Source organism: Actinomadura sp. WMMB 499, assembly GCF_008824145.1.
Classification (GTDB): domain Bacteria; phylum Actinomycetota; class Actinomycetes; order Streptosporangiales; family Streptosporangiaceae; genus Spirillospora.
Map to the genome: position 1 here is coordinate 8,238,088 of NZ_CP044407.1, position 24,390 is coordinate 8,262,477.

The following is a 24,390-nucleotide window of genomic DNA, read 5'->3' on the forward strand; positions in this document are numbered from 1 at the left end:
GGTTGATCAGGCGCGCTGCGTGCGTGAACGCCGGACCGGGAGCACGAAACTAAACCCCAAACTGGGCAAACGTTTCGCCGGTCCGGACTAGAGTGCCTTCCGTGAGCGAAGCGACGAGCCTGCGGGCGAGGAGTGAAGCGAGCGCCATGTCCACGGGCGGCCCCGCGCACACGACGTGCACACCAGCCCCGCGAACGCGGCCCCGGGCCGCCAGTCGAGGAGAGCAGTGAGCGAGCTGAACGGATCGGGTGGTTCGCGCGGAGTCCCGGAGCCGGGCTCCCCCTGGCCCGCGATGGGACGTGACCCCTCCCGCGGGTCGGACGTCTCCGTGCCTGCCGCCCAGCAGCCGATCCAGATGACCAAGGCCGACCAGCCCGGCGAGACCGCCCGGCCGGAGCCCGAGCAGCCCGAGGCGCAGCCCTGGGACATCGTCGAGCGGCTCCGCCAGATGGCGGACCTCATCGGCGACGCCCTCGCCGCCGGAGAGCGCAAGGTCAGCGAGGCGCAGACCGACGCCGCGTCGCAGGTCACGGCCCTGCAGTCGGAGAAGGAGTCGGCGCAGCGGGACGCGGCGGCGGCGTGGGGCGAGGTGCAGCGCGCGCGGGGGCAGGCCGAGGAGGCCGACCGCCGCGCCGTCGAGGCCGAACGCCGCATCACCGACGTCCAGGCCGACGCCGCGTCGCAGGTCTCGGCCGTCCAGTCGGAGAAGGAGTCGGCGCAGCGGGACGCGGCGGCGGCGTGGGGCGAGGTGCAGCGCGCGCGGGGGCAGGCCGAGGAGGCCGACCGCCGCGCCGTCGAGGCCGAACGCAAGATCGCCGAGGCCGAGCGGCGCGCCACCGAGGTGCAGAACGAGGCCGTCGCCCAGATCGCCAACCTCCAGACGGAGAAGGAGGCCGCCCAGCGGGACGCGGCCGCCGCCTGGAACCAGGCGCAGCAGGGACGTGCCCAGGCCGACCAGGCCCGCGGACAGGCCGAGCAGGCGCGGATCCAGGCCGACCAGGCGCGCGCGCAGGCCGAGCAGGCCCGCACCCAGATGGAGCAGGCCCAGGGGCAGGCGGCACAGGCCCGCGCCCAGGTCGAGCAGGCCGAACACCGCGTTGCCGAGGCCGAGGCGACCGTCCGGCAGGCCATCCAGCAGCGCGACGCCATGAGCGAGGCGCGCGACGACGCGCTGCGCGCCGTCGAGGACGCCGTCGGCGGCCGCCGCGGCGCCGAGTCCGAACGCGACCGCGCCGCCGAGCAGGCTTCCGAGCTGTCCCGGGCGCTGGAGACCGCGCATGCCGAGCTGACCGCCCTGCGCGCGAAGGTCTCCGACGCGGAGATGACCGCGCAGAACCTCCAGCACGCCGTGGTCGCCGCAGGGAAGGAGGCGGAGGAGACCCGCCGCCGCGCCGAGGTCGCCGAGCGCCGCGCGCAGGAGAACGACCGGCGCGCCCAGGACGCCGAACGCCGCGCGCAGGAGTCCGAGCGCCGCGCCACCGAGGGACAGCGCCGTGCCGAGGCCGCCGAGTCCGAGCGGCAGCAGGCCCTCGACACCGCCGCCCAGTCGCTGGAGGCGGGCAAGAAAGCCGAGCGGGAGCGCGACGCCGCCGCCAAGGGACGCGAGGAGGCCGAGCGGGCGCGCGAGGCGGCCGTCCAGGCGCAGGCCCGCGCCGAGTCGGAGCTCACCCTGGCCCGCGGCCGCGCCGACCAGGCCGGCCGGGAGCGCGACAAGGCCGTGGCGGGGATGCGCCAGATGGCGGCCGAGCGTGACGCGGTCGCCGAGAAGCTCGCCGAACGCGACCAGTGGGTCGACCAGCTCGCGCAGGCGGTCACCGAGCAGCGCGCCGCGATCGCCGAGCTGTCCCAGGAACGCGACGCCGCCAAGAACGCGGCGGACCAGGCGCGGTCGCTGATCGACGAGCTGACCCGCCAACTGCGCACGATCATGCCGACCGCCGCGACGCCCCGCCTCTGACGGACCGCCCCTGACGGACCGCATCCGACGGACGGCACTCCGCCGCCGGGCCCCGTGCCCGGCGGCGCGCACGCCCGCCCCCACCCGTCCCGTCCGTCCCCGTTCCGGCCCCTGACCAGGAGTGGCGCGCCGCCTGGCGTTCGCCCTCCGGACATCTCACGGGCCCGCGACTGTTATCCTGGTGGCCCGTGGACAGTGAGCCTTTCCAGGCTCATCGCGGTACCGTCCGCATCGCAACGACCACGGGAGCGCCTTCTTGCCTTCGGCAGCCACTGGTAGATCACGTCCTACCAAGCATCTCTTCGTCACCGGCGGTGTCGCCTCCAGCCTCGGCAAGGGTCTGACGGCGTCCAGCCTGGGCCGGCTTCTCACCCTCCGCGGCCTCCGGGTCACCATGCAGAAGCTCGACCCCTACCTCAACGTCGACCCCGGCACGATGAACCCGTTCCAGCACGGCGAGGTCTTCGTCACCGACGACGGCGCCGAGACCGACCTCGACATCGGCCACTACGAGCGCTTCCTGGACACCGACCTGCACGGCTCGGCGAACGTCACCACCGGCCAGGTCTACTCGAACGTCATCGCCAAGGAGCGGCGCGGCGAGTACCTGGGCGACACCGTGCAAGTCATCCCGCACATCACCAACGAGATCAAGGACCGCATCCGCGGGATGGCCGACGGCTCGGACGGCGCCGAGGTCGACGTCGTGATCACCGAGGTGGGCGGGACCGTCGGCGACATCGAGTCGCAGCCGTTCCTGGAGGCGGTCCGGCAGATCCGGCACGAGATCGGCCGCGAGAACTGCTTCTTCCTGCACGTCTCGCTGCTGCCCTACATCGGCCCGTCCGGGGAGCTGAAGACCAAGCCGACGCAGCACTCGGTGGCCGCGCTGCGCTCCATCGGCATCCAGCCCGACGCGATCGTGTGCCGCTCCGACCGGCCGATCACCGACGGGCTCAAGGACAAGATCGGCATGATGTGCGACGTGGAACGCGACGCCGTCGTGTCCGCCGTCGACGCCGCCAGCATCTACGACATCCCGAAGGTGCTGCACTCCGAGGGCCTGGACGCCTACGTCGTCCGCCGCCTCGACCTGCCGTTCCGCGACGTCGACTGGGGCGCGTGGGACGAGCTGCTGCGCCGCGTCCACCGGCCCGCCCACGACGTGACGATCGCGCTCGTCGGCAAGTACATCGACCTGCCCGACGCGTACCTGTCGGTCACCGAGGCGCTGCGGCACGGCGGGTTCGGCAACGACGCCAAGGTCCGCATCCGCTGGGTCAAGAGCGACGACTGCGAGACGCCCGAAGGCGCCAAGCGCGAGCTGGACGGCGTCGACGGCGTGCTGATCCCGGGCGGGTTCGGCGTCCGCGGCATCGAGGGCAAGCTCGGCGCCGTCCGGCACGCCCGCGAGAACGGCGTCCCGCTGCTCGGCATCTGCCTCGGCCTCCAGTGCATGGTGATCGAGGCGGCCCGCGAGCTGGCCGGGATCCCCGGCGCCGGCAGCGCCGAGTTCGACGCGACCACCGCCGACCCCGTCGTGGCGACGATGGCCGACCAGCTCGACGTCGTCGCCGGCGAGCGCGACATGGGCGGCACGATGCGGCTCGGGCTCTACCCCGCCGACCTCGCCGAGGACTCGATCGTCCGCGAGCTGTACGCGGAGTCGAAGGTCGCCGAACGGCACCGGCACCGCTACGAGGTCAACAACGACTACCGCGACCGGCTCGTCGAGGCGGGGCTGCGGTTCAGCGGCCTGTCGCCCGACGGGCGGCTCGTCGAGTACGTCGAGCTGCCCCGCGACCGGCACCCGTTCTTCGTCGGCACGCAGGCGCACCCGGAGTTCCGCTCCCGGCCGACCCGCCCGCACCCCCTGTTCACCGGCCTGATCGCCGCCGCGATCGGCTACGCCGGGGAGCACGGCCGGGGCCGGGCGCCCGGCGCCGTGGCCGCGTCGTGAGCGGGCTCGGACCGGACGACGTCCGCGACCGCCCCGAACGCTGGCGCGTCGTCGGGGCCAGCACCCCCTTCGAGGGGCACGTGTTCAACGTCCGGCGCGACCGGGTGGAGATGCCGCGCGGCGACGGCAGCGAGGTCGTCGGACGGGACGTCATCGAGCACCCCGGCTCCGTCGGCATCATCGCCCTCGACGACCGCGACAGGGTCCTGCTCGTCCGCCAGTACCGGCACCCGGTCGGGCGGCTGCTGTGGGAGGCGCCCGCCGGGCTGCGGGACGTGGCGGGGGAGCCGCTGCACGAGCTCGCGCGGCGGGAACTGCTGGAGGAGGCCGGGTACCGGGCCGAGCGCTGGGACACCCTCGCCGACGTGTACCCCTCGTCCGGCATGTCGGACGAGCGGGTCCGGCTGTTCCTCGCCCGCGACCTCACCGAGGTCCCCGCCGACGAGATCGACTTCGAGCGGATCCACGAGGAGGCCGACATGCCCGTCGTGTGGGTCCCGCTCGACGAGGCGGTCCGCAAGGTCCTCGCCGGCGAGGTGCACAACATGATCGCCGTGACCGGCGTCCTCGCCGCGCACGCCGCCCGCGCCGCCGGGTTCGCGGGGCTGCGGCCCCTCGACGCGCCCGAGGACTGAGCCCGATCGGCGCCCCCTCGCCCCGCGCGAGGGGGCATGATGGGCTCGTCCCCATCGGCCGGCGCCGGGCGGATCGGCCGCGCCGCGCGCCGGACCGACCGCCGGAAGAGGTGCCGCACTGTCCCCGAGCACGACCCGCCGCAGCGCCGGACGGCCCCCGGCCGAGCCCGCGGACACGGACGCGTCCGCCGGCACGGAGACCGGCGCGGACGCCGGCGCGCCGGCGACCCCGCTGGCCGCGCTCGCCGACACCTACCTGGGGCATCTCGCCGTCGAACGCGGCCTGGCCGCCAACACCCTGAGCGCCTACCGCCGCGACCTCGCCCGGTACCTGCGGGTGATGCGGCTGATGGGCCGCACCGCGATCGACGAGATCACCGAGCACGACGTCCGCGGCTTCCTGCTCGTCCTGCGCGAGGGCGACCCCGACCACCCGCCGCTGTCGGCCGGCTCGGCGGCGCGCGCGCTCGTCGCCGTCCGCGGCCTGCACCGGTTCGCGCTGCGCGAGGGCCACGCCCCCGACGACCCCGCGCACGGCGTCAAGCCGCCGACGCCGCCGCGCCGGCTCCCCAAGGCGATCTCCGTACAGGACGTCGAGCGGTTGCTCGCGGCGGCGTCCGGCTGGTCCGCCGCGGACGCCCGCACGGCGCGCGGCCTGCGCGACCGCGCCCTGCTCGAGCTGCTGTACGGGTCGGGCGCCCGGATCTCCGAGGCCGTCGGGCTGGACGTCGACGACCTCGACCTCGCCGAAGGAGTCGCCCGCGTCGCCGGGAAGGGCGGCAAGGACCGCGTGGTCCCCGTCGGCGACTACGCCGCCCGCGCCGTGGACGCCTACCTGGTGCGGGCCCGTCCCGAACTGGCCGGAGCCGGGCGGGGCGGCCCCGCCCTGTTCCTGAACGCGCGCGGCGGGCGCCTGTCGCGGCAGGGCGCGTGGATGGTGCTGCGCGCCGCCGCCGAGCGCGCCCAGCTGTCGGACGTCTCCCCGCACACCCTCCGGCACTCCTTCGCGACCCACCTGCTGGACGGCGGAGCGGACGTGCGCGTCGTGCAGGAGTTGCTGGGGCACGCCTCGGTGACCACCACGCAGGTCTACACTCTGGTCACGGTGCAGCTCCTGCGCGAGGTCTACGCCACCTCGCATCCCCGTGCACGGAGTTCCCGATCCGGTGCCTGACCGGCCGCTTGACCGGGCGGGAATCGGCGGTGACGCGGCGCCGACAAATACCGACGATCGGCGCGCGTCGCCTTGTGAGGGCATGGTAGGGGGCCATAGAGTCCCCGTTCTGGACGGCATTTCCGGCCGCCGGGGAGGGATCTGGTGACCAGCACGAACGGTGCGGATGGAGGCCTCTCCTCCGCCACCATAGAGACCGATCCGAGTCGGGCCCTCGGCCCGACTCAGCGACCCGTGCCCGATTTTCCGGAACCTGTGATCCCGGCCGAGCACGGACCCGCGCGCATCGTCGCCATCTGCAACCAGAAGGGCGGCGTAGGCAAGACCACGACGACCATAAATCTGGGTGCCGCGCTCGCCGAGTTCGGCCGCCGCATCCTGCTCGTGGACTTCGATCCGCAGGGCGCGCTGTCGGTCGGCCTCGGCAAGGGCGATCCGCGCCAGCTCGACGTGACGATCCACAACCTGCTGCTCGAGGCCGACACCGAGTGGGACGACGTGGTCATCGAGACGAGCGTCGAGGGCATGGACCTGCTGCCGAGCAACATCGACCTGTCCGGGGCGGAAGTGCAGCTCGTCCACGAGGTGGGGCGCGAGTACATCCTGCAGCAGGCGCTGAAGTCGGCCCGCCCGCACTACGACTACATCCTGATCGACTGCCAGCCGTCCCTCGGCCTGCTCACGATCAACGCGCTGGCGGCCAGCGAGGGCGTGCTGATCCCGCTCGAATGCGAGTACTTCGCGATGCGCGGGGTCGCGCTGCTGATGGAGACGATCGAAAAGGTGCAGGGCCGGATCAATCCGGAACTGGTCATCGACGGCGTCCTCGGGACGATGTACGACTCGCGCACCCTGCACACCCGCGAGGTGCTCGGGCGCATCGTCGAGGCGTTCGGCGAGAAGGTGTTCCACACGGTCATCAACCGGACCGTGCGCTTCCCCGACGCGACCGTCGCGGGCGAGCCGATCACCTTCTTCGACCCCAACTCGATGGGCGCGAACGCCTACCGCTCGCTGGCGCGCGAGGTCCTCGCCCATTGGGCGGCCTAGCCCGTCCCGACCCCCGGAACGCCAAATGAATCAGCATGGGCCGCCGTTGGGGCCGCAGCCGTCCCGGCCCGGAGGTTCGGTGCCGGGGCTCGTGATCGCGGCCATGGTGATCGCGGCCCTGATCGTGGTCGCGGTGGGCGCGTTCGCGGTCTACCTGCTGACGCGCCCCGTCACCGCCGTCCACGAGGGGATGGGGCCGGCCGAGCACGGCGCGAGCGACCCCGTGCACCTGCGGATGCCGCTGGAGTTCGCGCCGGTCGCCGACGAGTCGCGGGGCCGCCCGTGCCCGCCCGGCTTCCTGCCCGAGAACGCCACCGGCGGCTGCCTGCTGCTGGACCCCGGCGGGTTCAGGGTCGCGCGCGTCGAGCAGATCGAAGCGGTCATCGCGGAGTCGTCCGGCTCCTGGGCCATCGAGATCAAGCTCACCGGGAACGACGCGGACGCCTTCGCCCGGCTGACCGAGAAGGTCGCCGCGGCACCGGCGGGAACGCCCGGCCAGCGGATCGCCATCGTGGTCGGTGAGGAGATCGTCTCCGCCCCGGCGGTGATGCAGCCCATCACCGGCGGCGAGGTCATGATCAGCGGGGACTTCACCAAGGCCGACGTCGACGCCCTCGTCGACCGGATCACCGGGGGCTGACCGCCGACGCGGCCCGTCCCGTCCCGCCCGCCTCGCGTTCCGGGCCCGCGCACCCTCGCGGGCATGGGACGATGTGGCCGGTGGACGGCGCGCCGGTGAACGGCGTGCGGGCGTGGCGGAACGGGGGGAGGAGCGGGTGGGCTCCGCTACGGTGAGCGACGTGGAGGAGACGCCCCCGGAACCGCCGTCGCCGGAATCGGGAGACCCGGAACCGGAGCCCGCGGCGGAGGCCTCCGCCGAGGCCGCCGCGGAGGGCGGCTTCCACGTTCACCTGGACAACTTCGACGGGCCGTTCGACCTGCTGCTCGGGCTGATCTCCAAGCACAAGCTGGACATCACCGAGGTCTCCCTCCACAAGGTCACCGACGACTTCATCGCGCACATCCGCTCCCACGGCCAGGACTGGGACCTGGACCAGGCCAGCCACTTCCTGCTGATCGCCGCGACCCTGCTGGACCTCAAGGCGGCGCGGCTGCTGCCGTCCGGGGAGGTCGACGACGAGGAGGACCTCGCGCTGCTGGAGGCCCGCGACCTGCTGTTCGCGCGGCTGCTGCAGTACCGCGCGTACAAGGAGGTCGCGCAGGTCCTCGCCGCGCGGATCGCCGAGCACGGCCGCCGCTACCCCCGGCTGGTCCCGATGGAGCCGCGGTTCGCGAACCTGCTGCCCGAGGTGCTGCTCGGCCTCGGCCCGGACGAGTTCGCCCGGCTCGCCGCCCGCGCGATGACGCCCAAGGCGCCGCCGTCGGTGTCGGTCGAGCACATGTACCAGCCGAAGGCGAGCGTCAAGGAGCAGGCGGAGATCGTCGTGGCGATGCTGCGGCGGCTGCGCGACACGACGTTCCGCGTCCTGGCCGCCGACGCCGACGGCACCTACGAGGTCGTCGCGCGGTTCCTGGCGCTGCTGGAGCTGTACCGGGAGCAGGCCGTGGCGTTCCGGCAGGACGAGCCGCTCGGCGAGCTGCACGTCGCCTGGACCGGCACCGACGAGGGCGACGTCGCGGTCGGCGACGACTACGAGGGCGCGCCGAAGGCCGACGGGGAACGCGACGGGGAGAGCGCCGAGCCGTCCGGGAGCGAGTCCAGCGAAGGCGCGCCCGACGGTGCGCCCGACGGTGCCTCCGACGACGGTGCGTCCGACGACGATGAGGGGGGACGATGACCCAGGAGCCGATCACCGACGAGCCCGCCGGCCCGCTCGACGACCCGGACGGCCCGACCCTGCACGCCGCGATCGAGGCGATCCTGCTGGTCGTCGACGAGCCGGTCGCCGAGCTCACGCTCGCGGAGCTGTTGGAGCGGCCCCGCCCGCAGATCGCGGCGGCCGTCCGGGAGCTGGCGGCGGAATACACCGCGCAGCGCCGGGGGTTCGACCTCAGGGAGGTCGCCGGCGGCTGGCGGTTCTACACCCGGGACGTGTGCGCCCCGGTCGTGGAGCGGTTCGTGACGGACGGACGGCAGGCGCGGCTCACCCAGGCCGCGCTCGAGACCCTCGCCGTCGTGGCCTACCGGCAGCCGGTGAGCCGGGCGCGGGTGTCGGCGATCCGCGGGGTCAACAGCGACGGCGTGATGCGGACGCTCGCGCTGCGCGGCCTCATCGAGGACGCCGGGCAGGACCCGTCGTCGCAGGCGCACCTCTACCGCACCACCGGGTACTTCCTGGAGCGGCTGGGGCTGCGTGACCTCGACGAGCTCCCCGAGCTGGCCCCCTACCTGCCCGACGAGCTGCCCGACGAGATGATCGACGGCTGACGAGATGATCGAGGAAACGTGAGCGAGAACGAAGGCGTGCGGCTGCAGAAGGTCCTGGCGGAGGCCGGGATCGGCAGCCGCCGCCACTGCGAGGACCTGATCGGCGAGGGCCGTGTCACCGTGAACGGCAAGAAGGTGTTCCGGTTCGGCGAGCGCGTCGACCCGCACCGCGCCGTCATCCATGTGGACGGCCGGCGGGTCGAGACCCGCTCCGAGATGCGGTACTACATGATCAACAAGCCACGCGGCGTGGTCAGCACGATGTCGGACGAGCGGGGCCGCAAGTCCCTCGCGGACTTCGTCGAGGTGCCCGAGCGGCTCTTCCACGTCGGTCGCCTCGACACCGACACCGAGGGGCTGATCCTCCTCACCAACGACGGGGAGCTGTCGCACCGGCTGACCCACCCCAGCTACGGCGTGAACAAGACCTACCTCGCCGAGATCCACGGCCCGATCCCGCGCGACCTCGGCCGGCGGCTGAAGGCCGGGGTGACGCTGGACGACGGCCCCGCCAAGGCCGACGGGTTCCGCATCTTCGATCAGGTCGGCCGCCGCGTGCTCGTGGAGATCACCCTGCACGAGGGGCGCAAGCACATCGTGCGGCGGCTGCTGAAGGAGGCCGGATTCCCGGTGCAGCAGCTGGCCCGCGTAGAGTTCGGGCCGATCAAGCTGGGGCAGCTGAAGCCGGGCGGGATGCGCGCGCTGACCGTGCGGGAGGTCGGCGAACTGTACAAGGCCGTCGGGCTGTAGCCGCGGGCGGACGACGACGAGGGGATGGCAAGTGGCGGTACGCGCGGTCCGCGGGGCGACGCAGATCGACGCCGACGACCGGGAGCAGATCCTGGCGGCGACGACGGAGCTCGTCAGCGAGGTGATGGGCCGCAACGGGCTCACCACCGACGACGTCATCAGCGTGATCTTCACGGTGACGCCGGACATCACGGCCGAGTTCCCGGCGCTCGCCGCGCGCAAGCTCGGCTTCCACGAGGTGCCGCTGCTGTGCGCGACGGAGATCGGCGTGCCGCATGCCCTGCCGCTGGTAATCCGGCTGATGGCGCACATCGAGACGGACCGCCCCCGCTCGGACGTCCAGCACGTGTACCTGCGCGGGGCGACGGCCCTCCGGCTGGACATAGCACAGTAGAACGCGCGGAAGCGAATAGGGTGACGGCGTGAACGACGAACTGGCGGGCCTCCGCATCACCGTGGTCGGGACGGGGCTGATCGGCACCTCGATCGCCCTGGCCGCCCGGGAGCGGGGCGCGCGGGTCCTGCTGACCGACCGGGACGCGGCGGCGCTGGAGCTCGCCGTCGAACTCGGCGCCGGGGAGGCGCTGCCGGACGGCGCCCCGGCCGGCCCGGCGGACCTGGCCGTCCTCGCCGTGCCGCCCGCCGCCGTGGCGGTGACGCTGCTGGACGCGCAGAAGCGCGGCCTCGCGTCGGTCTACACCGACGTGGCCAGCGTGAAGGCGCTGCCGCTGGCGCAGGCGGCCGAGCTCGGCTGCGACATGTCGGTGTTCGTGCCGGGCCATCCCCTCGCGGGCAGCGAGCGGTCCGGGCCGGGCGCCGCGCGCGCGGACCTGTTCCTCGGCCGTCCGTGGGCGCTGACGCCCGGGCCGGAGGCCGATCCGGACGCCGTCGAGCGGGTCGCCGCGGTGGCGCGGGCCTGCGGCGGGATGCCCGTCACGGTGGACGCGGCCGAGCACGACCGGGCGGTAGCGCTGGTCTCGCACGGCCCGCACGTGGTGTCGGCCGCGGTCGCGGCCCGGCTGACCGGTGCCGACGACACGGCGCTGGGCCTCGCGGGGCAGGGCGTCCGGGACGTCACCCGGATCGCCGCCGGCGACCCGAGGCTGTGGATCGGGATCCTCGCGGCGAACGCGCAGCCGGTCGCGGACGTCCTGGAGGGCGTCGCCACCGATCTCGCGGTGGCCGCCTCGCTGCTGCGCGACGGCAGCGAGGGCGCCGCCGCGCACGTCGCCGACCTGCTGCTGCGGGGGAACGCGGGCCGGTCCCGCATCCCGGGCAAGCACGGCGGCGGCCAGTCCGCGTACACGCCCGTCCAGGTGGTGATCCCGGACCGTCCCGGCGAGCTGGCGATGGTGTTCCAGGCGGCGGGGGTGGCCGGGGTCAACATCGAGGACGTGACGATCGAGCATTCGCCGGGACGGCCGCTGGGCGTGCTGGAGCTGTCGGTGGCCCCCGAGGCGGCGGACCGGCTCGCCGACGAGCTGCGCGCCCGCGGCTGGTCCGTGCCGGGGCGCCCCACCGAGGCCTGAGCCGGCCGGACCGCGCGGCCGGCACGGCGCCGGGGGTGCCCGCGGGCCGGTAGCCTGATGCGCCGGGGCTCGTACGGGGGGACACGCACGCCGAGACGGCGCGACGAGCACCGCCCGTTCGCCCGGCGGCAGCGCCGCGGGGCGCTCCGACGAACAGAGAAGGGGAGCGATCGTGCCGCTCGTCATCGCCATGGACGGACCCTCCGGGTCGGGCAAGTCGAGCGCGTCCAAGGGCGTGGCCCGCGCGCTGGGCCTGCGCTACCTGGACACGGGCGCCATGTACCGCGCCATGACCTGGTGGATGCTGCGCGCCGGGGTGCCGGTGGAGGACGCGAGCGCCGTCGCGGCCCGCGCGCTGGAGCCGGCGATCGAGTGCGGCACCGATCCGGACGCGCCGGCGATCGCGGTCGACGGCGCGGACGTGTCCGGGCCGATCCGCACGCGCGAGGTCACCAACGCGGTCAGCGCGGTCAGCTCCGTCCCCGCGGTCCGTACCCGGCTGGTCGATCTGCAGCGCGAGATCATCGGTGCGGGCGGCATCGTGGTCGAGGGCCGCGACATCGGCACGGTGGTCGCGCCGGACGCCGCGGTCAAGGTGTTCCTGACCGCGAGCGAGGAGGTGCGGGCGGCCCGCCGGGCGAAGGAACTGGAGGCCGACCCGGACGTGTCGGTGCAGGTCACGCAGGCCGAGCAGGCCCGCCGGGACCGGATCGACTCGACCCGGAAGGCGTCGCCGCTGACGAAGGCGGCCGGCGCGCACGAGATCGACTCGACCGAGCTGGGGCTCGACGAGGTCATCGAGGCGGTCGTCCGCCTCGCCAAAGAGCGGGAGTGAGCGGGCCGCAAGGCGCCCGCCGGGGAAGCACAGTGAGCGAATACGAGATCGATACGGTCGACATGGAGACGGTCGACGTCGGCGCCGAGGTGGGCGCGGACGAGGGGCCGGCGCCGGTAGTGGCGGTCGTCGGCCGCCCGAACGTCGGCAAGTCCACCCTGGTCAACCGGATCCTGGGACGCCGCGAGGCCGTCGTCGAGGACGTGCCGGGCGTCACCCGGGACCGGGTCGCCTACGACGCGACGTGGAGCGGGCGGCGGTTCACCGTCGTCGACACCGGCGGCTGGCTGCCGGACTCCTCCGGGCTGGCGGCGGCGATCGCCGAGCAGGCGAGGCTGGCGGTCGACCTCGCCGACGTCGTGATGTTCGTGGTCGACGCGACCGTGGGCGCCACCGACGTGGACGAGGCCGTCGTGGAGATCCTGCGGCGCGCGGGCAAGCCGGTCGTGCTGGTCGCCAACAAGGTCGACGGCGTGGCCGCGGAGGCGGACGCCGCGATGCTGTGGTCGCTCGGTATCGGCGAGCCGCACCCGGTCAGCGCCCTGCACGGGCGCGGCAGCGGCGACCTGCTGGACGCGGTACTGGAGGCGCTGCCCGCGGAGGCCCCCGCGGAGACGTTCGGGGAGGCGGGCGGCCCGCGGCGGGTCGCGCTGCTGGGACGCCCGAACGTCGGCAAGTCGAGCCTGCTGAACAAGCTGGCGGGGGAGAACCGCGCGGTCGTCGACGCGGTCGCGGGGACGACCCGGGACCCGGTCGACGAGCTGATCGAGCTGGGCGGCCGGGAGTGGCGGTTCATCGACACCGCCGGGATCCGGCGGCGGCACCGGGAGAACCAGGGCGCCGACTTCTACGCGACGCTGCGGACGCAGTCCGCGCTGGAGCGGGCCGAGGTCGCGGTGGTCCTCGTCGACGCGGAGGAGCCCCTCGCCGAGCAGGACCTGCGGATCGTCTCGATGGTGATCGACTCGGGCCGCGCCCTGGTCATCGCCTACAACAAGTGGGATCTGCTGGACGAGGAGCGCCGCCACTACCTGGAGCGCGAGATCGACCGGCAGCTGCACAACGCCCGCTGGGCCCCGCGCGTGAACATCTCCGCGAAGACCGGACGGCACGTGGAGAAGCTCGTCCCCGGCATCGACACGGCCCTCGAGGGCTGGGGCACCCGGGTGCCGACGTCCAAGCTGAACCAGTTCTTCGCCGACCTGGTGAACTCCCACCCGCACCCGGTGCGCGGCGGCAAGCAGCCGCGGGTGCTGTTCGCGACGCAGGCGGGCGTGCGGCCGCCGCGGTTCGTGCTGTTCACGTCCGGGTTCCTCGAGGAGGGGTACCGCCGGTTCATCGAGCGGCGGCTGCGCGAGGAGTTCGGCTTCGCCGGGACGCCGCTGGACGTCACGATGAAGATCCGCGAGAAGCGCGGCAAGAACCGCAAGTAGCCCCAGAGCGTGATCAAGGCCCGTCCGGACCTTCCCCGGACGGGCCCCGACGTGTCAGGATGCAAGCAGCGGGCGCGAGTAAGTTGTCCATTACTCGAGGGGTGCTATGTGAAGCTGCTGCTGCTCATCTGCTGTGCCGTCATCTGCGTGGCGTTGAGCTTCGCCTGGCGGGAGCCGTGGATCGGCGGGCTCGGCCTGCTGATCGGGTTCGTCGCCATGTTCACCGACCGCGACGACGTCCAGGTGGACGACGAGAAGCGCAGCTACGAGACGACGAAGTCCGTGCGCAACATGCGCAGCGGCCGGCGCTAGTACGGCTCGGGGCCGCGATCTCCGGCCACCGGGCGGTCGCCGGGCGGCCCGTTCTCCCGGGCGTACCGGCCGAACACGAGCGGCTGCGTCGTGCGTTCCCCGCCGTCCGGACGGGCGGGCCCGGACGGTGCGGGCCCGGACGGCTCGGCGGGCGGCTCGGCGGGTGCGGCCTCCCGCACCCCGACGACGGCGAACCTGCCGAGCGCGAGCGCGGCCAGGAACACCACGACGATCCCGAGCCCGGTGAAGCCCGCGAGGTCCTCGGCCAGCCGCCGCCCCTCGCTCGTCCCGAGGGGAGCGCCGACGCCGCCCGCGTCCCAGAGCGCCGCGACGTCCCGCCCGACGGCGAACCAGGCCCCGCCGAGCGCGGCGACCCACGCCCCGGTCAGCGCGAACGCGCGGTTGGCGCTGGCGAGGACGATGAGGCCGCCCACCCCCGCCGCCACGGCGGGCGCGACCGACAGCTGCAGCCGCGCGTCCGAGTAGACCCATGGCTCGTCCGGTGCGAAACCGAATCCGGCGTACGGTCCGGCGAAGGGCAGGAGCCCGCCCCACAGGCCCGCCAGCACGAGCAGCGTCCCGCTGAGGGCGCCCCGGCTGCGCGGTATCCGCATGGTCCCAGTCATGATCGATCCCCTCCTGACCGGGCTCCGTGATGGAATTTGTACCGCCTTTACCCGCAGCCGTGCCCTCCACACGGCCGCCGCCGCGAGGAGCCGTCGGCGACCCGCCCGCGCCGGGGCCGTCACGGGTCGCCCGGGGACGCCCGGCGAGGTTCTGTCAGACGTTCCGTGACGACTGGTCGGGGTCGGCCGGGTCGATGTGCCAGCTGACGACGCGGGTGGGGCGGATCCGGATGAGGTCGTCGCTGAAGTAGTCCCGGCCGATGTGCATGGTGCCCTTGACCGTCTCCGCGACGCCGCGGATCTCGACGCCGCGGCCCCAGCCGGGCTTCACGGCGTCGGGGTCGTCGGGCGCGGCGAGGTCGTCGACGAGGAACGAGACGTGCGGGTCGGCCAGGACGTTGCGGTACTTGCGGCTGTTCGCGTTGTCGGGGCCGCCGATGTCGACGGTGCCGTCGTCGTTCAGCCGGAAGCCGACCGGGCGCGTCTGCGGGGCGCCGTCGGGGCCGATCGTGGACAGCCGTCCGAGGCCCTGCGAGGCGAGGTAGGCGCGTTCGGCGGCGGTGAAGGGATCAGTGATGGTGTCCATGCTCCGACGGTAGAACCTCAAGCGAGGTTGGGGTCAAATGCCAGTTGCATATGCCAGCTGGAGTCGCATTACAGATCGCAATCTCTGGCTGATGAGTCAGATTTACCTTGTATCTGCAAGGAGCTAGGGTTGCCGCGTGACGACATTCGGGATCGGCGAGGCGGCGGAGTTGCTGGGCGTGAGCGCGGACACCGTCCGGCGCTGGGTGGACGGCGGGCGGCTGCCGGCCGCGCGGGACGAGCACGGCCGCCGGCGGGTGCCCGGCCCCGAACTGGCCGCGTTCGTCCGGGACCAGGCGCGGGGCGGCATCGGGGAGCACGGCGAGCGGTTCTCCTCGGCGCGCAACCGCATGCGCGGGATCGTCACCGAGGTGATCCGGGACGGCGTCATGGCGCAGGTGGAGATCCAGGCGGGCCCGTTCCGGATCGTGTCGCTGATGAGCCGCGAGGCGGCCGACGACCTGGGGCTGGCGGCCGGTGTGGTCGCCGAGGCCGTCGTGAAGTCCACCAACGTCGTCGTCGAACTGCCCGACGCGGGCTGAAGGGGAGTGGACGTGTTCAAGCGCTCCGCGACGACGAGCGCGGCCGTCGCGGCCCTGGTCGCCGTCGCGTCGGCCGGCTGCGGCGAGGTGGACGAGGCGACGGGGGACGGCGGCGGGACGACGCTGACCGTGTTCGCGGCGGCCTCGCTGACCGAGACGTTCACCGAACTGGGGGAGGCGTTCGAGAAGGCCAACCCCGGGACGGACGTGCGGTTCGGTTTCGCGGGCAGTTCCACGCTCGCCCAGCAGATCACGCAGGGCGCCCCCGCGGACGTGTTCGCCGCCGCGAGCCCCGCGACCATGAAGACCGTGGCGGACGCCGGTGACGCGGCGGGGGATCCGGTGGTGTTCACCACGAACCGGCTCGTCATCGCGGTGCCCAAGGACAATCCGGGCGGGGTGCGCTCGGTCGGGGACCTGGCGGACGGGGACCTCCGGGTGGTCGTGTGCGCCGAGCAGGTGCCGTGCGGCGCGGCGGCGGGCAAGGCCCTGGACGCGGCCGGGGTGACCGTCGAGCCCGCGTCGGCGGAGAAGGACGTGAAGGCCGTGCTGACCAAGGTCCGGCTCGGCGAGGCCGACGCGGGCCTCGTCTACCGCACCGACGTGAAGGCGGCCGGCGGGGACGTCACGGGCATCGAGTTCGCGGAGTCCGCGGAGGCGGTCAACGACTATCCGATCGTCCGGGTGGCGGACGCGCCGCAGCCCGGCCTCGCGCGGGAGTTCATCGACCTCGTGACGGGCCCGCAGGGGGAGGCCGTGCTCGGCGCGGCGGGGTTCCAGGCGCCGTGACGGCGCGGGACACCGTTCCGGGGCGGCCGCCGCTCGCCCTGGTGCTGCCCGCGGCGGCCGGGCTCGCCTTCCTCGTGCTGCCGCCCGCGGGACTGCTCGTCCGCGCGCCGTGGTCCACGCTCGGCACCCGGCTGGTGCGGCCGGAGGTGCTGGACGCGCTCCGGTTGTCGCTCGTCACCGCGACGATCGCCACGGCGCTGTGCGTCCTGTTCGGCGTGCCGCTGGCGTGGACGCTCGCGCGCGTCCGGTTCCCCGGCGCCCGGCTCGTCCGGGCCCTGGTCACGGTGCCGATGGTGCTGCCTCCGGTGGTCGGCGGCGTCGCGCTGCTGCTCGCGGCGGGGCGGCGGGGATTCGTCGGGGGGCCGCTGGAGTCGGCGTTCGGGATCACGCTGCCGTTCACCACGGCGGGCGTCGTGCTCGCGCAGACGTTCGTCGCGATGCCGTTCCTGGTGATCAGCGTCGAGGGGGCGCTGCGCGGCGCCGACCCGCGCTTCGAGGAGGCGGCGGCGACGCTCGGCGCGAGCCGCTGGACGGCGTTCCGCCGCGTCACCCTGCCGCTCGTCGCGCCGGGCGTCGCGGCGGGCGCCGTCCTGTGCTGGGCGCGCGCGCTCGGGGAGTTCGGGGCGACCATCACCTTCGCGGGGAACTTCCCGGGCGAGACGCAGACGATGCCGCTGGCCGTCTATCTCGCGCTCGAGACCGACCCGCAGGCCGCGATCGTCCTCAGCCTGGTGATGCTCGCGGTGTCGGTCGCGGTGCTGGCGGCCCTGCGGAACCGCTGGATCGGCGCGTCGTGACGGGCCCGGGACTGGACGCACGGGTGGTCGTGCGGCGCGGCGGGTTCGCCCTCGACCTGCCGCTCACCGCGGGACCGGGTGAGGTCGTGGCGCTGCTCGGCCCGAACGGGGCGGGCAAGAGCACCGCGCTGCGCGCGCTGGCGGGCCTGGTCCCCGTGTCGGGCGGGCACCTGCGCCTGGACGGCGCGGACCTGCGCCCGCTGCCGCCCGAGCGCCGCCGCATCGGCATGGTGTTCCAGGACTACCTGCTGTTCCCGCACCTCAGCGCACTCGACAACGTCGCGTTCGGGCCGCGCTGCCGGGGGGCCCGGCGCCGGGAAGCGCGCCGGGTCGCCGCCGGCTGGCTGGAGCGCGTCGGGCTCGCCGGGTACGTGTCCGCTAGGCCGCGGGAGCTGTCCGGTGGCCAGGCGCAGCGCGTCGCGCTCGCGCGGGCGCTCGCCGTCCGCCCCGGCCTGCTCCTGCTGGACGAACCGCTCGCCGCCCTCGACGCGCACACCCGGATGGAGATCCGGGCCGCGCTGCGCCGTCACCTGGCCGGCTTCGAGGGCGCCGCGGTCCTCGTCACCCACGATCCGCTCGACGCGATGGTGCTGGCCGACCGCATCGTCGTGGTCGAGGGCGGGCGGCCCGTCCAGGAGGGCGAACCGGCGGAGGTCGCGCGGCGTCCGCGCACCGACTACGTGGCCCGGCTCGTCGGCCTGAACCTGTATCGCGGACGGGCGGAGGGCGGCCGCGTCGTGCTGGGTGACGGTTCTCACACCCTGGACACGGCGGACACGGTGAACTTCCTCGAGGGTGACGTCTTCCTGGCCTTCGCGCCATCCGCCGTGGCGCTGTACCGGACGCGCCCGGACGGCAGTCCCCGCAACATCTGGCCGGCCCGCGTTGGAGCGATCGAACGGCACGCGGACCGGGTGCGGGTGCGGTTGGCGGGAGAGTCCATTACGGCGCTGGCGGACGTGACCGCGGCGGCCGTCGCGGAGCTCCAATTGTCGGAAGGCAGCCCCGTATGGGCGGCCGTCAAGGCCACCGAGACGCACGTTTACCCAGCTTGAGGGCGGTTATGTCCTAGTTTAGGGCTCTACGTCCGCAGCGCCCGTAGTCTGGTGATATCAATCACAAATGAGGCCGGGAAGGCCCAAAAGTCGACGGGATTGGTCCAGACCAAATGGCAAAAACCGAGGGTCTTGTTCATCATGCAAAGATCCTGCGAACAGCTGAAGGAGTAGCCCGTGTCCATCCAGGTCCCCGGCCTCGACCAGGCCCCAACCGGTCACACCGAACTGATTGACTGGGTACGCGGGATCGCCGAGCTGACCAAGCCCGACCGCGTCGAGTGGTGCGACGGCTCGGACGACGAGTGGGAGCGGCTCACCGGCCTGCTCGTCGAGCAGGGCACGCTCACGCGGCTCGACCCGGCGAAACGGCCCAACAGCTTCTACGCGGCCTCCGACCCCACCGACGTGGCCCGCGTGGAGGACCGGACGTACATCTGCTCCGAGAAGGAGGAGGACGCCGGTCCGACCAACAACTGGATCGCGCCCGGCGAGATGAAGGAGACCCTGGGCGGGCTCTTCGACGGCTGCATGAAGGGCCGCACCATGTACGTGGTGCCGTTCTGCATGGGCCCCCTCGGCGGCGAGATCTCCCAGCTCGGCGTCGAGATCACCGACTCCGCCTATGTCGCCGTCTCGATGCGGATCATGACCCGGATGGGCACGGGCGCCCTGCGGCTGATCGAGGAGCGCGGCTCGTTCGTCAAGGCCGTCCACTCGGTGGGCGCGCCGCTGGAGCCGGGGCAGCAGGACGTCAAGTGGCCCTGCAACTCCACGAAGTACATCACGCACTTCCCCGAGACCCGTGAGATCTGGTCGTACGGGTCCGGGTACGGCGGCAACGCGCTGCTCGGCAAGAAGTGCTACGCGCTGCGGATCGCCTCCACGATGGCCCGCGACGAGGGCTGGATGGCCGAGCACATGCTCGTCCTGAAGCTCACCCCGCCCGACGGGCGGACCCGGTACGTGGCCGCCGCGTTCCCGTCCGCCTGCGGCAAGACCAACCTGGCCATGCTGGAGCCGACGATCCCCGGCTGGAAGGTCGAGACGATCGGCGACGACATCGCCTGGATGCGGTTCGGCGACGACGGCCGCCTCTACGCGATCAACCCCGAGGCCGGGTTCTTCGGCGTCGCCCCCGGCACCGGCGCGAGCACCAACGCCAACGCCGTGAAGACCCTGTGGGGCAACAGCATCTTCACCAACGTCGCGCTCACCGACGACGGCGACGTGTGGTGGGAGGGCCTCACCGACGAGCCCCCGGCGCACCTCACCGACTGGAAGGGCAACGACTGGACGCCCGAGTCGCAGACGCCGGCTGCGCACCCGAACGCGCGCTTCACCACTCCGGCCGGGCAGTGCCCGATCATCGCGCCCGAATGGGAGGACCCGAAGGGCGTGCCGATCTCGGCGATCCTGTTCGGCGGCCGCCGCGCCAGCGCCGTCCCGCTGGTCACCGAGTCGTTCGACTGGCAGCAGGGCGTGTTCCTCGGCGCCAACGTGGCGTCGGAGAAGACCGCCGCCGCCGAGGGCAAGGTCGGCGAGCTGCGCCGCGACCCGTTCGCCATGCTGCCGTTCTGCGGCTACAACATGGGCGACTACTTCGGCCACTGGCTGGAGATCGGCAAGGCCACCGACGCCGAGAAGCTCCCGCGGATCTACTACGTCAACTGGTTCCGCAAGGACGCCGACGGCAAGTTCATCTGGCCGGGCTTCGGTGAGAACAGCCGCGTGCTGAAGTGGATCGTCGAGCGGCTCAACGGCAAGGCCGACGCCGTCAAGTCCCCGATCGGGCAGCTGCCGACGAGGGAGTCGCTGGACACCGACGGCCTCGACATCGACGACGCCGCCCTCGACACCCTCCTGTCGGTCGACACCGAGGTGTGGAAGGAGGAGGCCGCGCTCGTCGTGCCGCACTTCGAGACGTTCGGCGACCGCACCCCGAAGGCGCTGTGGGACGAGTACCACAGCCTGGTGCGCCGCCTGGAGCACTGAGCCTCCGGCGTTCCGGCGCCGCACTCCGCGCCCGCCGCCCGGCACGTCCGGGCGGCGGGCGCCGCCGTCTCCGGGGCCGGTGCGCGCCGGCCCGTCCCGCTCACGGCGCCCGCACGGACGGCTCGTCCCGGCACCCGGCACCGGCGTTTAGGATGCGGGGCATGACGCGGCTGGAACACCGGGTGCACGAACTGACCGTCGGCCAGCTCGCCGAGCGCAGCGGCGTGGCCGTCTCGGCGCTGCACTTCTACGAGTCGAAGGGGCTGATCAGCAGCCGCCGGACGGCCGGGAACCAGCGCCGCTTCGCCCGCGACACGCTCCGCCGGGTCTCCTTCATCAGGGTCTCCCAGCGGGTCGGCATCCCGCTCGCCGAGATCCGCGAGGCGCTCGCCACGCTCCCCGAGGAGCGCACCCCGACCGTGGACGACTGGGCGCGGCTCTCCCGGCACTGGCGCGGCACCCTCGACGACCGCATCGCCCAGCTCGAGAAGCTCCGGGACGACCTCACCGACTGCATCGGCTGCGGCTGCCTCTCGATCAACAAGTGCGCGCTCGCCAACCCCTACGACCGCCTCGGCGACGAGGGCCCGGGGCCGCGCCGGCTGCTGACCGCCGGCGCCCCGCCCCGCGGGGACGGGGAGGGGGACGCCCCGCCCCGCGGGAACGGGGACGGCGGCGGCGTCCGGCCGGCCGCGGACGGCGGCGGCTGCGCGCCCGTCTGCACCCCGGCCGACTGATCTCAGCGGGCGTCCCGGCCGTGCGGGTCCAGGCGGCGCGGCATCGGTTCCCGCCCGGCGGGCTGCGTCGGCGGGGACTGCGCCGCGAGCGGCGCGATGGGCAGCTCGACGGGGTCCTCGCCCAGGGTGAGCGGCTCGCCGTGGTGCCACAGCTTGGCCCCCGGCCCGTCGAGCAGGTCGTAGCGGGCCGACTCGGCGCTCACGGTGACCCTGATCAGGCTGCCCCGGTACCGCATCCGGAACGTCAGCCGGCTGATCCCGCCGGGGAGCCGCGGCGCGAACCGGAGCCGCCCGCCGCCCGCGCGCATCCCGCCGAAGCCGGCGACGAGCCCGTTCCACGCCCCCGCCATCGACGCCAGGTGCAGCCCGTCGCCGGTGTTGCGGTTCAGGTCGTGGAGATCCATCATGGCGGTCTCGCCGAGATAGTCGTGCGCCAGTTCGAGCTGGCCGACCTCCGCGGCCAGGACGGCCTGCGTCTGCGCCGACAGTGAGGAGTCGCGGACCGTCAGCGCCTCGTAGTAGGCGAAGTTCCGGGCCTTCTGCTCGTCGGTGAACGACTGCCCGCACAGGTGCAGGGCCAGCACCAGGTCGGCCTGCTTGACGACCTGCTTGCGGTACAGGTCGAAGTACGGGTAGTTCAGCAGCAGCGGGTAGTGGTCGGGCTTGGTGGCGGCGAAGTCCCAGCGGGCGTGGTTGGTGAACCCCTCGCTCTGGGGGTGCACGCCGAGCCGCTCGTCGTAGGGGATCAGCATCGCGGCGGCGGCGTCCCGCCAGGACGCGGCCTCCTCGGCGTCCACCCCGAGCCGTTCGGCGACGTCCGGGTGCCGCATGGCGGTCTCGGCGGCCTCCTGCAGGTTCCGCCGCGCCATCAGGTTCGTGTAGACGTTGTTGTCGGCGACCGCGCTGTACTCGTCGGGGCCGGTGACGCCGTCGATGCGGAACACGCCGCCGACGTCGTGGTGGCCGAGGCTCCGCCACAGCCGGGCCGTCTCGACCAGGATCTCCAGGCCCACCTCCCGCTCGAACTCCTCGTCCCGCGTGACGTCCACGTACCGGACGGCCGCGTCGGCGACGTCGGCGTTGATGTGGAACGCGGCGGTGCCCGCCGGCCAGTACCCCGAGCATTCGTGGCCCCGGATCGTCCGCCAGGGGAACGTCGCGCCGCGCAGGCCCAGCTGGCGGGCGCGGTCGCGGGCCAGCGGCAGCGTCATGTGCCGCCATGCCAGGACGTCCGCCGCCGCACCGGGCGCGGTGTAGGTCAGCACGGGCAGGACGAACGTCTCGGTGTCCCAGAACGTGTGCCCGTCGTAGCCGGGACCGGTGAGTCCCTTGGCGGGAATCATGCGGCGCTCCGCGCGCGCGCCCGCCTGCAGCACGTGGAAGAGCCCGAACCGCACGGCCTGCTGGATCTCGGCGTCGCCCTCCAATTCGACGTCCGCGCCCTCCCAGAAGGCGTCGAGGTACTCGCGCTGCTCGGCCAGCAGCCCGTCCCAACCGGTCTGCCGCGCGCCCGCCAGAGCCCCGACGACCTGGTCGTGCAGCGCCGGGCGGGACCGCTGGCTCGACCACCCGTAGGCGATGTACTTGACGACGCGGAGCCGCTGCCCCGGCTCGATCCGGGTGGCGACCGTCAGCCGGCCCACGTCCGCGGAGCTCTCGGTGTCGATCGTCATGGACTCCGGGCCCCGCACGTCGTGCGACATGCCCGCCGCCATCCGCAGGCGGCTCTCCCGGGTGCAGTGCAGCAGCAGGACCTTCTTGCCGTTGGCGACGTGCTCCTCGCTGACCAGCGGGCTGTCAAGGATCGCCGACTCGCGCGGGTCCTTCCCGCCGCCCGGCAGCGCCTCGTTGGCGACCAGCTCGGACTGCACGACGATCCGGACGGCCTCGTCCACCGGTTCGACGTCGTAGCAGATCGCGGCGACGGCCCGCTGGGTGAGCGACACCAGCCGCACCGAGCCGACCTTGACCCGGCGGCCCGCCGGGGACGTCCACTCGACCTCCCGGGAGAGCGTTCCGGCGCGCATGTCGAGGACGCGCTCGTGGTGGTGCACGCGGCCGTACCGGACGTCGAACGGCTCGTCGTCCACCAGCAGCCGGATCACCTTGCCGTTGGTGACGTTGATAACGGTCTGTCCCGATTCGGGGTACCCGTAGGCGACCTCGGCGTGCGGCAGCGGCCGCTGCTCGTAGAACGAGTTCAGGTAGGTGCCCGGCAGGCCGTGCGGCTCGCCCTCGTCGAGGTTGCCCCGCAGGCCGACGTGCCCGTTGGAGAGCGTGAACACCGATTCGCTCTGCCGCAGCCGGTCGAGCCGCAGCTCCGGCTCCCGCACGCACCACGGTTCGACCATGAAGACCGGACGGTCGACGCTCGCCTGTCCCTCGGGGATGTTCACGCGTTCTCGTCCTCCATCAGCTCGGAGAGATCCTCCACCACCACGTCCGCGCCGCGCTCCGCCAGCTCCCGCGCGTGCCCGCCGCCGACGCGATCCACGCCCACGACGTACCCGAAGGCGCCGCCGCGTCCCGCCTCGACGCCGGCGAGCGCGTCCTCGAACACCGCCGCCCGCTCCGCCGGGACGTCCAGTTCCCGTGCGGCCGCCAGGAAGGTGTCGGGGGCGGGCTTGCCCGGGAGGTTCCGCTCGGCCGCGACGACGCCGTCCACGCGGGCGTCGAACAGGCCGGCGATCCCGGCCGCCTCCAGCACCTGGACGGTGTTGGCGCTGGACGACACGACGGCCGTCTTCAGCCCGGCGGCCCGCGCCGCCCGCACGTAGTCGATCGACCCGTCGAACCGTTCCACGCCGTCGTCCTCGATCAACTTCAGGACGAGCGCGTTCTTGCGGGTGCCGAGGCCCCGGACCGTCTCGGCGTCCGGCGGGTCGTCCGGCCCGCCCTCCGGGAGCTCGATCCCGCGCGAGCGCAGGAACGCGCGCGTCCCGTCCGCGCGCTTCTTTCCGTCCACGTAGGGGCCGTAGTCCTTCGCGATGTCGAAGGGGACGAACGGCTCCCCGGTCCGGTCCGCCCGCTCGCGCAGGTAGCCGTCGAACATCTCCTTCCACGCCGCGGCGTGCACCGACGCCGTGCGCGTGAGCACCCCGTCCAGGTCGAACAGGCACGCCGCCGTCCGGTCCGGCAATCCCAGCATCGCCACCTCCGGTCACTCGTGATCCCGTTGCTCCGTCACGTGCGACACGTTCCCGAGGGGAATAAGGGCATGCGGGCACGGTGCTCGAACGG

24 protein-coding genes are annotated in these 24,390 nt (G+C 73.5%); 20 read left to right on the plus strand and 4 right to left on the minus strand.

Annotation, left to right across the window (positions count from 1 at the left end):
* Nucleotides 1-226: 226 nt before the first annotated feature.
* From F7P10_RS42915 to F7P10_RS37620, 14 genes are all read left to right on the plus strand, one after another.
* A complete protein-coding gene (locus F7P10_RS42915) occupies nt 227-1,957 on the plus strand; it encodes a hypothetical protein (RefSeq protein ID WP_176611807.1) in 1,731 nt (576 codons plus the stop codon).
* A gap of 256 nt (nt 1,958-2,213) precedes the next feature.
* The gene (locus F7P10_RS37560; RefSeq protein ID WP_151016786.1) at nt 2,214-3,917 is read left to right on the plus strand and encodes a CTP synthase; all 1,704 of its coding nucleotides are present in this window, start codon (nt 2,214-2,216) and stop codon (nt 3,915-3,917) included.
* A complete protein-coding gene (locus tag F7P10_RS37565; protein ID WP_151016787.1) occupies nt 3,914-4,552 on the plus strand; it encodes an NUDIX hydrolase in 639 nt (212 codons plus the stop codon). Before F7P10_RS37560 ends, F7P10_RS37565 begins: the two co-directional genes overlap by 4 nt.
* Before the next feature lie 232 nt (nt 4,553-4,784).
* Nucleotides 4,785-5,726, plus strand: coding sequence for a site-specific tyrosine recombinase XerD (gene xerD / locus F7P10_RS37570; protein ID WP_151016788.1), 942 nt, complete (start codon nt 4,785-4,787; stop codon nt 5,724-5,726).
* A gap of 234 nt (nt 5,727-5,960) precedes the next feature.
* Nucleotides 5,961-6,776: a ParA family protein gene (locus tag F7P10_RS37575; protein WP_151016789.1), complete on the plus strand. Its 816-nt coding sequence runs from the start codon at nt 5,961-5,963 to the stop codon at nt 6,774-6,776.
* 79 nt (nt 6,777-6,855) lie between these two features.
* Nucleotides 6,856-7,416: a hypothetical protein gene (locus tag F7P10_RS37580; RefSeq protein ID WP_151016790.1), complete on the plus strand. Its 561-nt coding sequence runs from the start codon at nt 6,856-6,858 to the stop codon at nt 7,414-7,416.
* Nucleotides 7,417-7,687: 271 nt separating this feature from the next.
* The gene (locus F7P10_RS37585; protein ID WP_254716847.1) at nt 7,688-8,575 is read left to right on the plus strand and encodes a ScpA family protein; all 888 of its coding nucleotides are present in this window, start codon (nt 7,688-7,690) and stop codon (nt 8,573-8,575) included.
* Nucleotides 8,572-9,165: an SMC-Scp complex subunit ScpB gene (gene scpB, locus F7P10_RS37590; RefSeq protein WP_151016792.1), complete on the plus strand. Its 594-nt coding sequence runs from the start codon at nt 8,572-8,574 to the stop codon at nt 9,163-9,165. The genes F7P10_RS37585 and scpB overlap by 4 nt, the downstream gene beginning before the upstream one ends.
* 18 nt (nt 9,166-9,183) lie before the next feature.
* Complete coding sequence (locus F7P10_RS37595; protein WP_151016793.1) at nt 9,184-9,915, plus strand: pseudouridine synthase; 732 nt, start codon at nt 9,184-9,186, stop codon at nt 9,913-9,915.
* Between the two features lie 31 nt (nt 9,916-9,946).
* The gene (aroH, locus tag F7P10_RS37600) at nt 9,947-10,309 is read left to right on the plus strand and encodes a chorismate mutase (protein WP_151016794.1); all 363 of its coding nucleotides are present in this window, start codon (nt 9,947-9,949) and stop codon (nt 10,307-10,309) included.
* 28 nt (nt 10,310-10,337) lie between these two features.
* Nucleotides 10,338-11,444, plus strand: coding sequence for a prephenate dehydrogenase (locus tag F7P10_RS37605; RefSeq protein ID WP_254716226.1), 1,107 nt, complete (start codon nt 10,338-10,340; stop codon nt 11,442-11,444).
* A 172-nt stretch (nt 11,445-11,616) separates the two neighbouring features.
* Nucleotides 11,617-12,279 (plus strand): (d)CMP kinase, encoded by a 663-nt coding sequence (gene cmk / locus F7P10_RS37610; RefSeq protein WP_254716227.1) that lies wholly within the window; start codon nt 11,617-11,619, stop codon nt 12,277-12,279.
* A 62-nt stretch (nt 12,280-12,341) separates the two neighbouring features.
* A complete protein-coding gene (gene der / locus F7P10_RS37615; RefSeq protein ID WP_151018550.1) occupies nt 12,342-13,712 on the plus strand; it encodes a ribosome biogenesis GTPase Der in 1,371 nt (456 codons plus the stop codon).
* 108 nt (nt 13,713-13,820) lie between these two features.
* Entirely contained in the window at nt 13,821-14,024 is a 204-nt protein-coding gene (locus tag F7P10_RS37620; protein ID WP_151016795.1) for a hypothetical protein, read from the plus strand.
* On the opposite strand, the gene F7P10_RS37625 is transcribed toward F7P10_RS37620, so the two are convergent.
* Nucleotides 14,021-14,650 carry a hypothetical protein gene (locus F7P10_RS37625; RefSeq protein WP_151016796.1) on the minus strand — a complete coding sequence of 210 codons (630 nt, stop codon included), beginning with the start codon at nt 14,648-14,650 and terminating at the stop codon, nt 14,021-14,023. The genes F7P10_RS37620 and F7P10_RS37625 overlap by 4 nt on opposite strands.
* Nucleotides 14,651-14,804: 154 nt before the next feature.
* Nucleotides 14,805-15,236: a PPOX class F420-dependent oxidoreductase gene (locus F7P10_RS37630; RefSeq protein ID WP_151016797.1), complete on the minus strand. Its 432-nt coding sequence runs from the start codon at nt 15,234-15,236 to the stop codon at nt 14,805-14,807.
* A 136-nt stretch (nt 15,237-15,372) separates the two neighbouring features.
* Here F7P10_RS37630 and F7P10_RS37635 point away from each other — a divergent pair, with 136 nt between their 5' ends.
* The 6 genes from F7P10_RS37635 to soxR all read left to right on the plus strand — a co-directional run bounded on the left by F7P10_RS37635 (nt 15,373) and on the right by soxR (nt 21,150).
* Nucleotides 15,373-15,777, plus strand: coding sequence for a molybdopterin-binding protein (locus tag F7P10_RS37635; protein ID WP_151016798.1), 405 nt, complete (start codon nt 15,373-15,375; stop codon nt 15,775-15,777).
* A gap of 12 nt (nt 15,778-15,789) precedes the next feature.
* Nucleotides 15,790-16,566: a molybdate ABC transporter substrate-binding protein gene (modA, locus tag F7P10_RS37640; RefSeq protein WP_151016799.1), complete on the plus strand. Its 777-nt coding sequence runs from the start codon at nt 15,790-15,792 to the stop codon at nt 16,564-16,566.
* The gene (locus tag F7P10_RS37645) at nt 16,563-17,363 is read left to right on the plus strand and encodes an ABC transporter permease (protein WP_151016800.1); all 801 of its coding nucleotides are present in this window, start codon (nt 16,563-16,565) and stop codon (nt 17,361-17,363) included. The genes modA and F7P10_RS37645 overlap by 4 nt, the downstream gene beginning before the upstream one ends.
* Complete coding sequence (locus tag F7P10_RS37650; protein ID WP_218040248.1) at nt 17,360-18,418, plus strand: ABC transporter ATP-binding protein; 1,059 nt, start codon at nt 17,360-17,362, stop codon at nt 18,416-18,418. Before F7P10_RS37645 ends, F7P10_RS37650 begins: the two co-directional genes overlap by 4 nt.
* A 177-nt stretch (nt 18,419-18,595) precedes the next feature.
* On the plus strand, nt 18,596-20,413 hold the full coding sequence (locus F7P10_RS37655) for a phosphoenolpyruvate carboxykinase (GTP) (RefSeq protein ID WP_151016801.1): 1,818 nt from the start codon (nt 18,596-18,598) through the stop codon (nt 20,411-20,413).
* A gap of 152 nt (nt 20,414-20,565) precedes the next feature.
* Nucleotides 20,566-21,150 (plus strand): redox-sensitive transcriptional activator SoxR, encoded by a 585-nt coding sequence (gene soxR / locus F7P10_RS37660; RefSeq protein WP_218040249.1) that lies wholly within the window; start codon nt 20,566-20,568, stop codon nt 21,148-21,150.
* A gap of 2 nt (nt 21,151-21,152) precedes the next feature.
* Here the strand turns inward: soxR and F7P10_RS37665 are convergent, their stop codons facing one another.
* Nucleotides 21,153-23,546: a glycosyl hydrolase family 65 protein gene (locus F7P10_RS37665; RefSeq protein WP_254716228.1), complete on the minus strand. Its 2,394-nt coding sequence runs from the start codon at nt 23,544-23,546 to the stop codon at nt 21,153-21,155.
* Nucleotides 23,543-24,298, minus strand: coding sequence for a beta-phosphoglucomutase family hydrolase (locus F7P10_RS37670; RefSeq protein ID WP_151016803.1), 756 nt, complete (start codon nt 24,296-24,298; stop codon nt 23,543-23,545). Before F7P10_RS37670 ends, F7P10_RS37665 begins: the two co-directional genes overlap by 4 nt.
* Nucleotides 24,299-24,390 lie beyond the last annotated feature (92 nt).

Excerpts from the sequence above, each read along its gene's own strand:
- scpB (WP_151016792.1), top strand. The coding sequence starts at position 8,572 with ATGACCCAGGAGCCGATCACCGACGAGCCCGCCGGCCCGCTCGACGAC.
- der (WP_151018550.1), top strand. The coding sequence starts at position 12,342 with ATGGAGACGGTCGACGTCGGCGCCGAGGTGGGCGCGGACGAGGGGCCG.
- F7P10_RS37625 (WP_151016796.1), bottom strand. The coding sequence starts at position 14,650 with ATGACTGGGACCATGCGGATACCGCGCAGCCGGGGCGCCCTCAGCGGG.
- F7P10_RS37630 (WP_151016797.1), bottom strand. The coding sequence starts at position 15,236 with ATGGACACCATCACTGATCCCTTCACCGCCGCCGAACGCGCCTACCTC.
- soxR (WP_218040249.1), top strand. The coding sequence starts at position 20,566 with ATGCGGGGCATGACGCGGCTGGAACACCGGGTGCACGAACTGACCGTC.
- F7P10_RS37670 (WP_151016803.1), bottom strand. The coding sequence starts at position 24,298 with ATGCTGGGATTGCCGGACCGGACGGCGGCGTGCCTGTTCGACCTGGAC.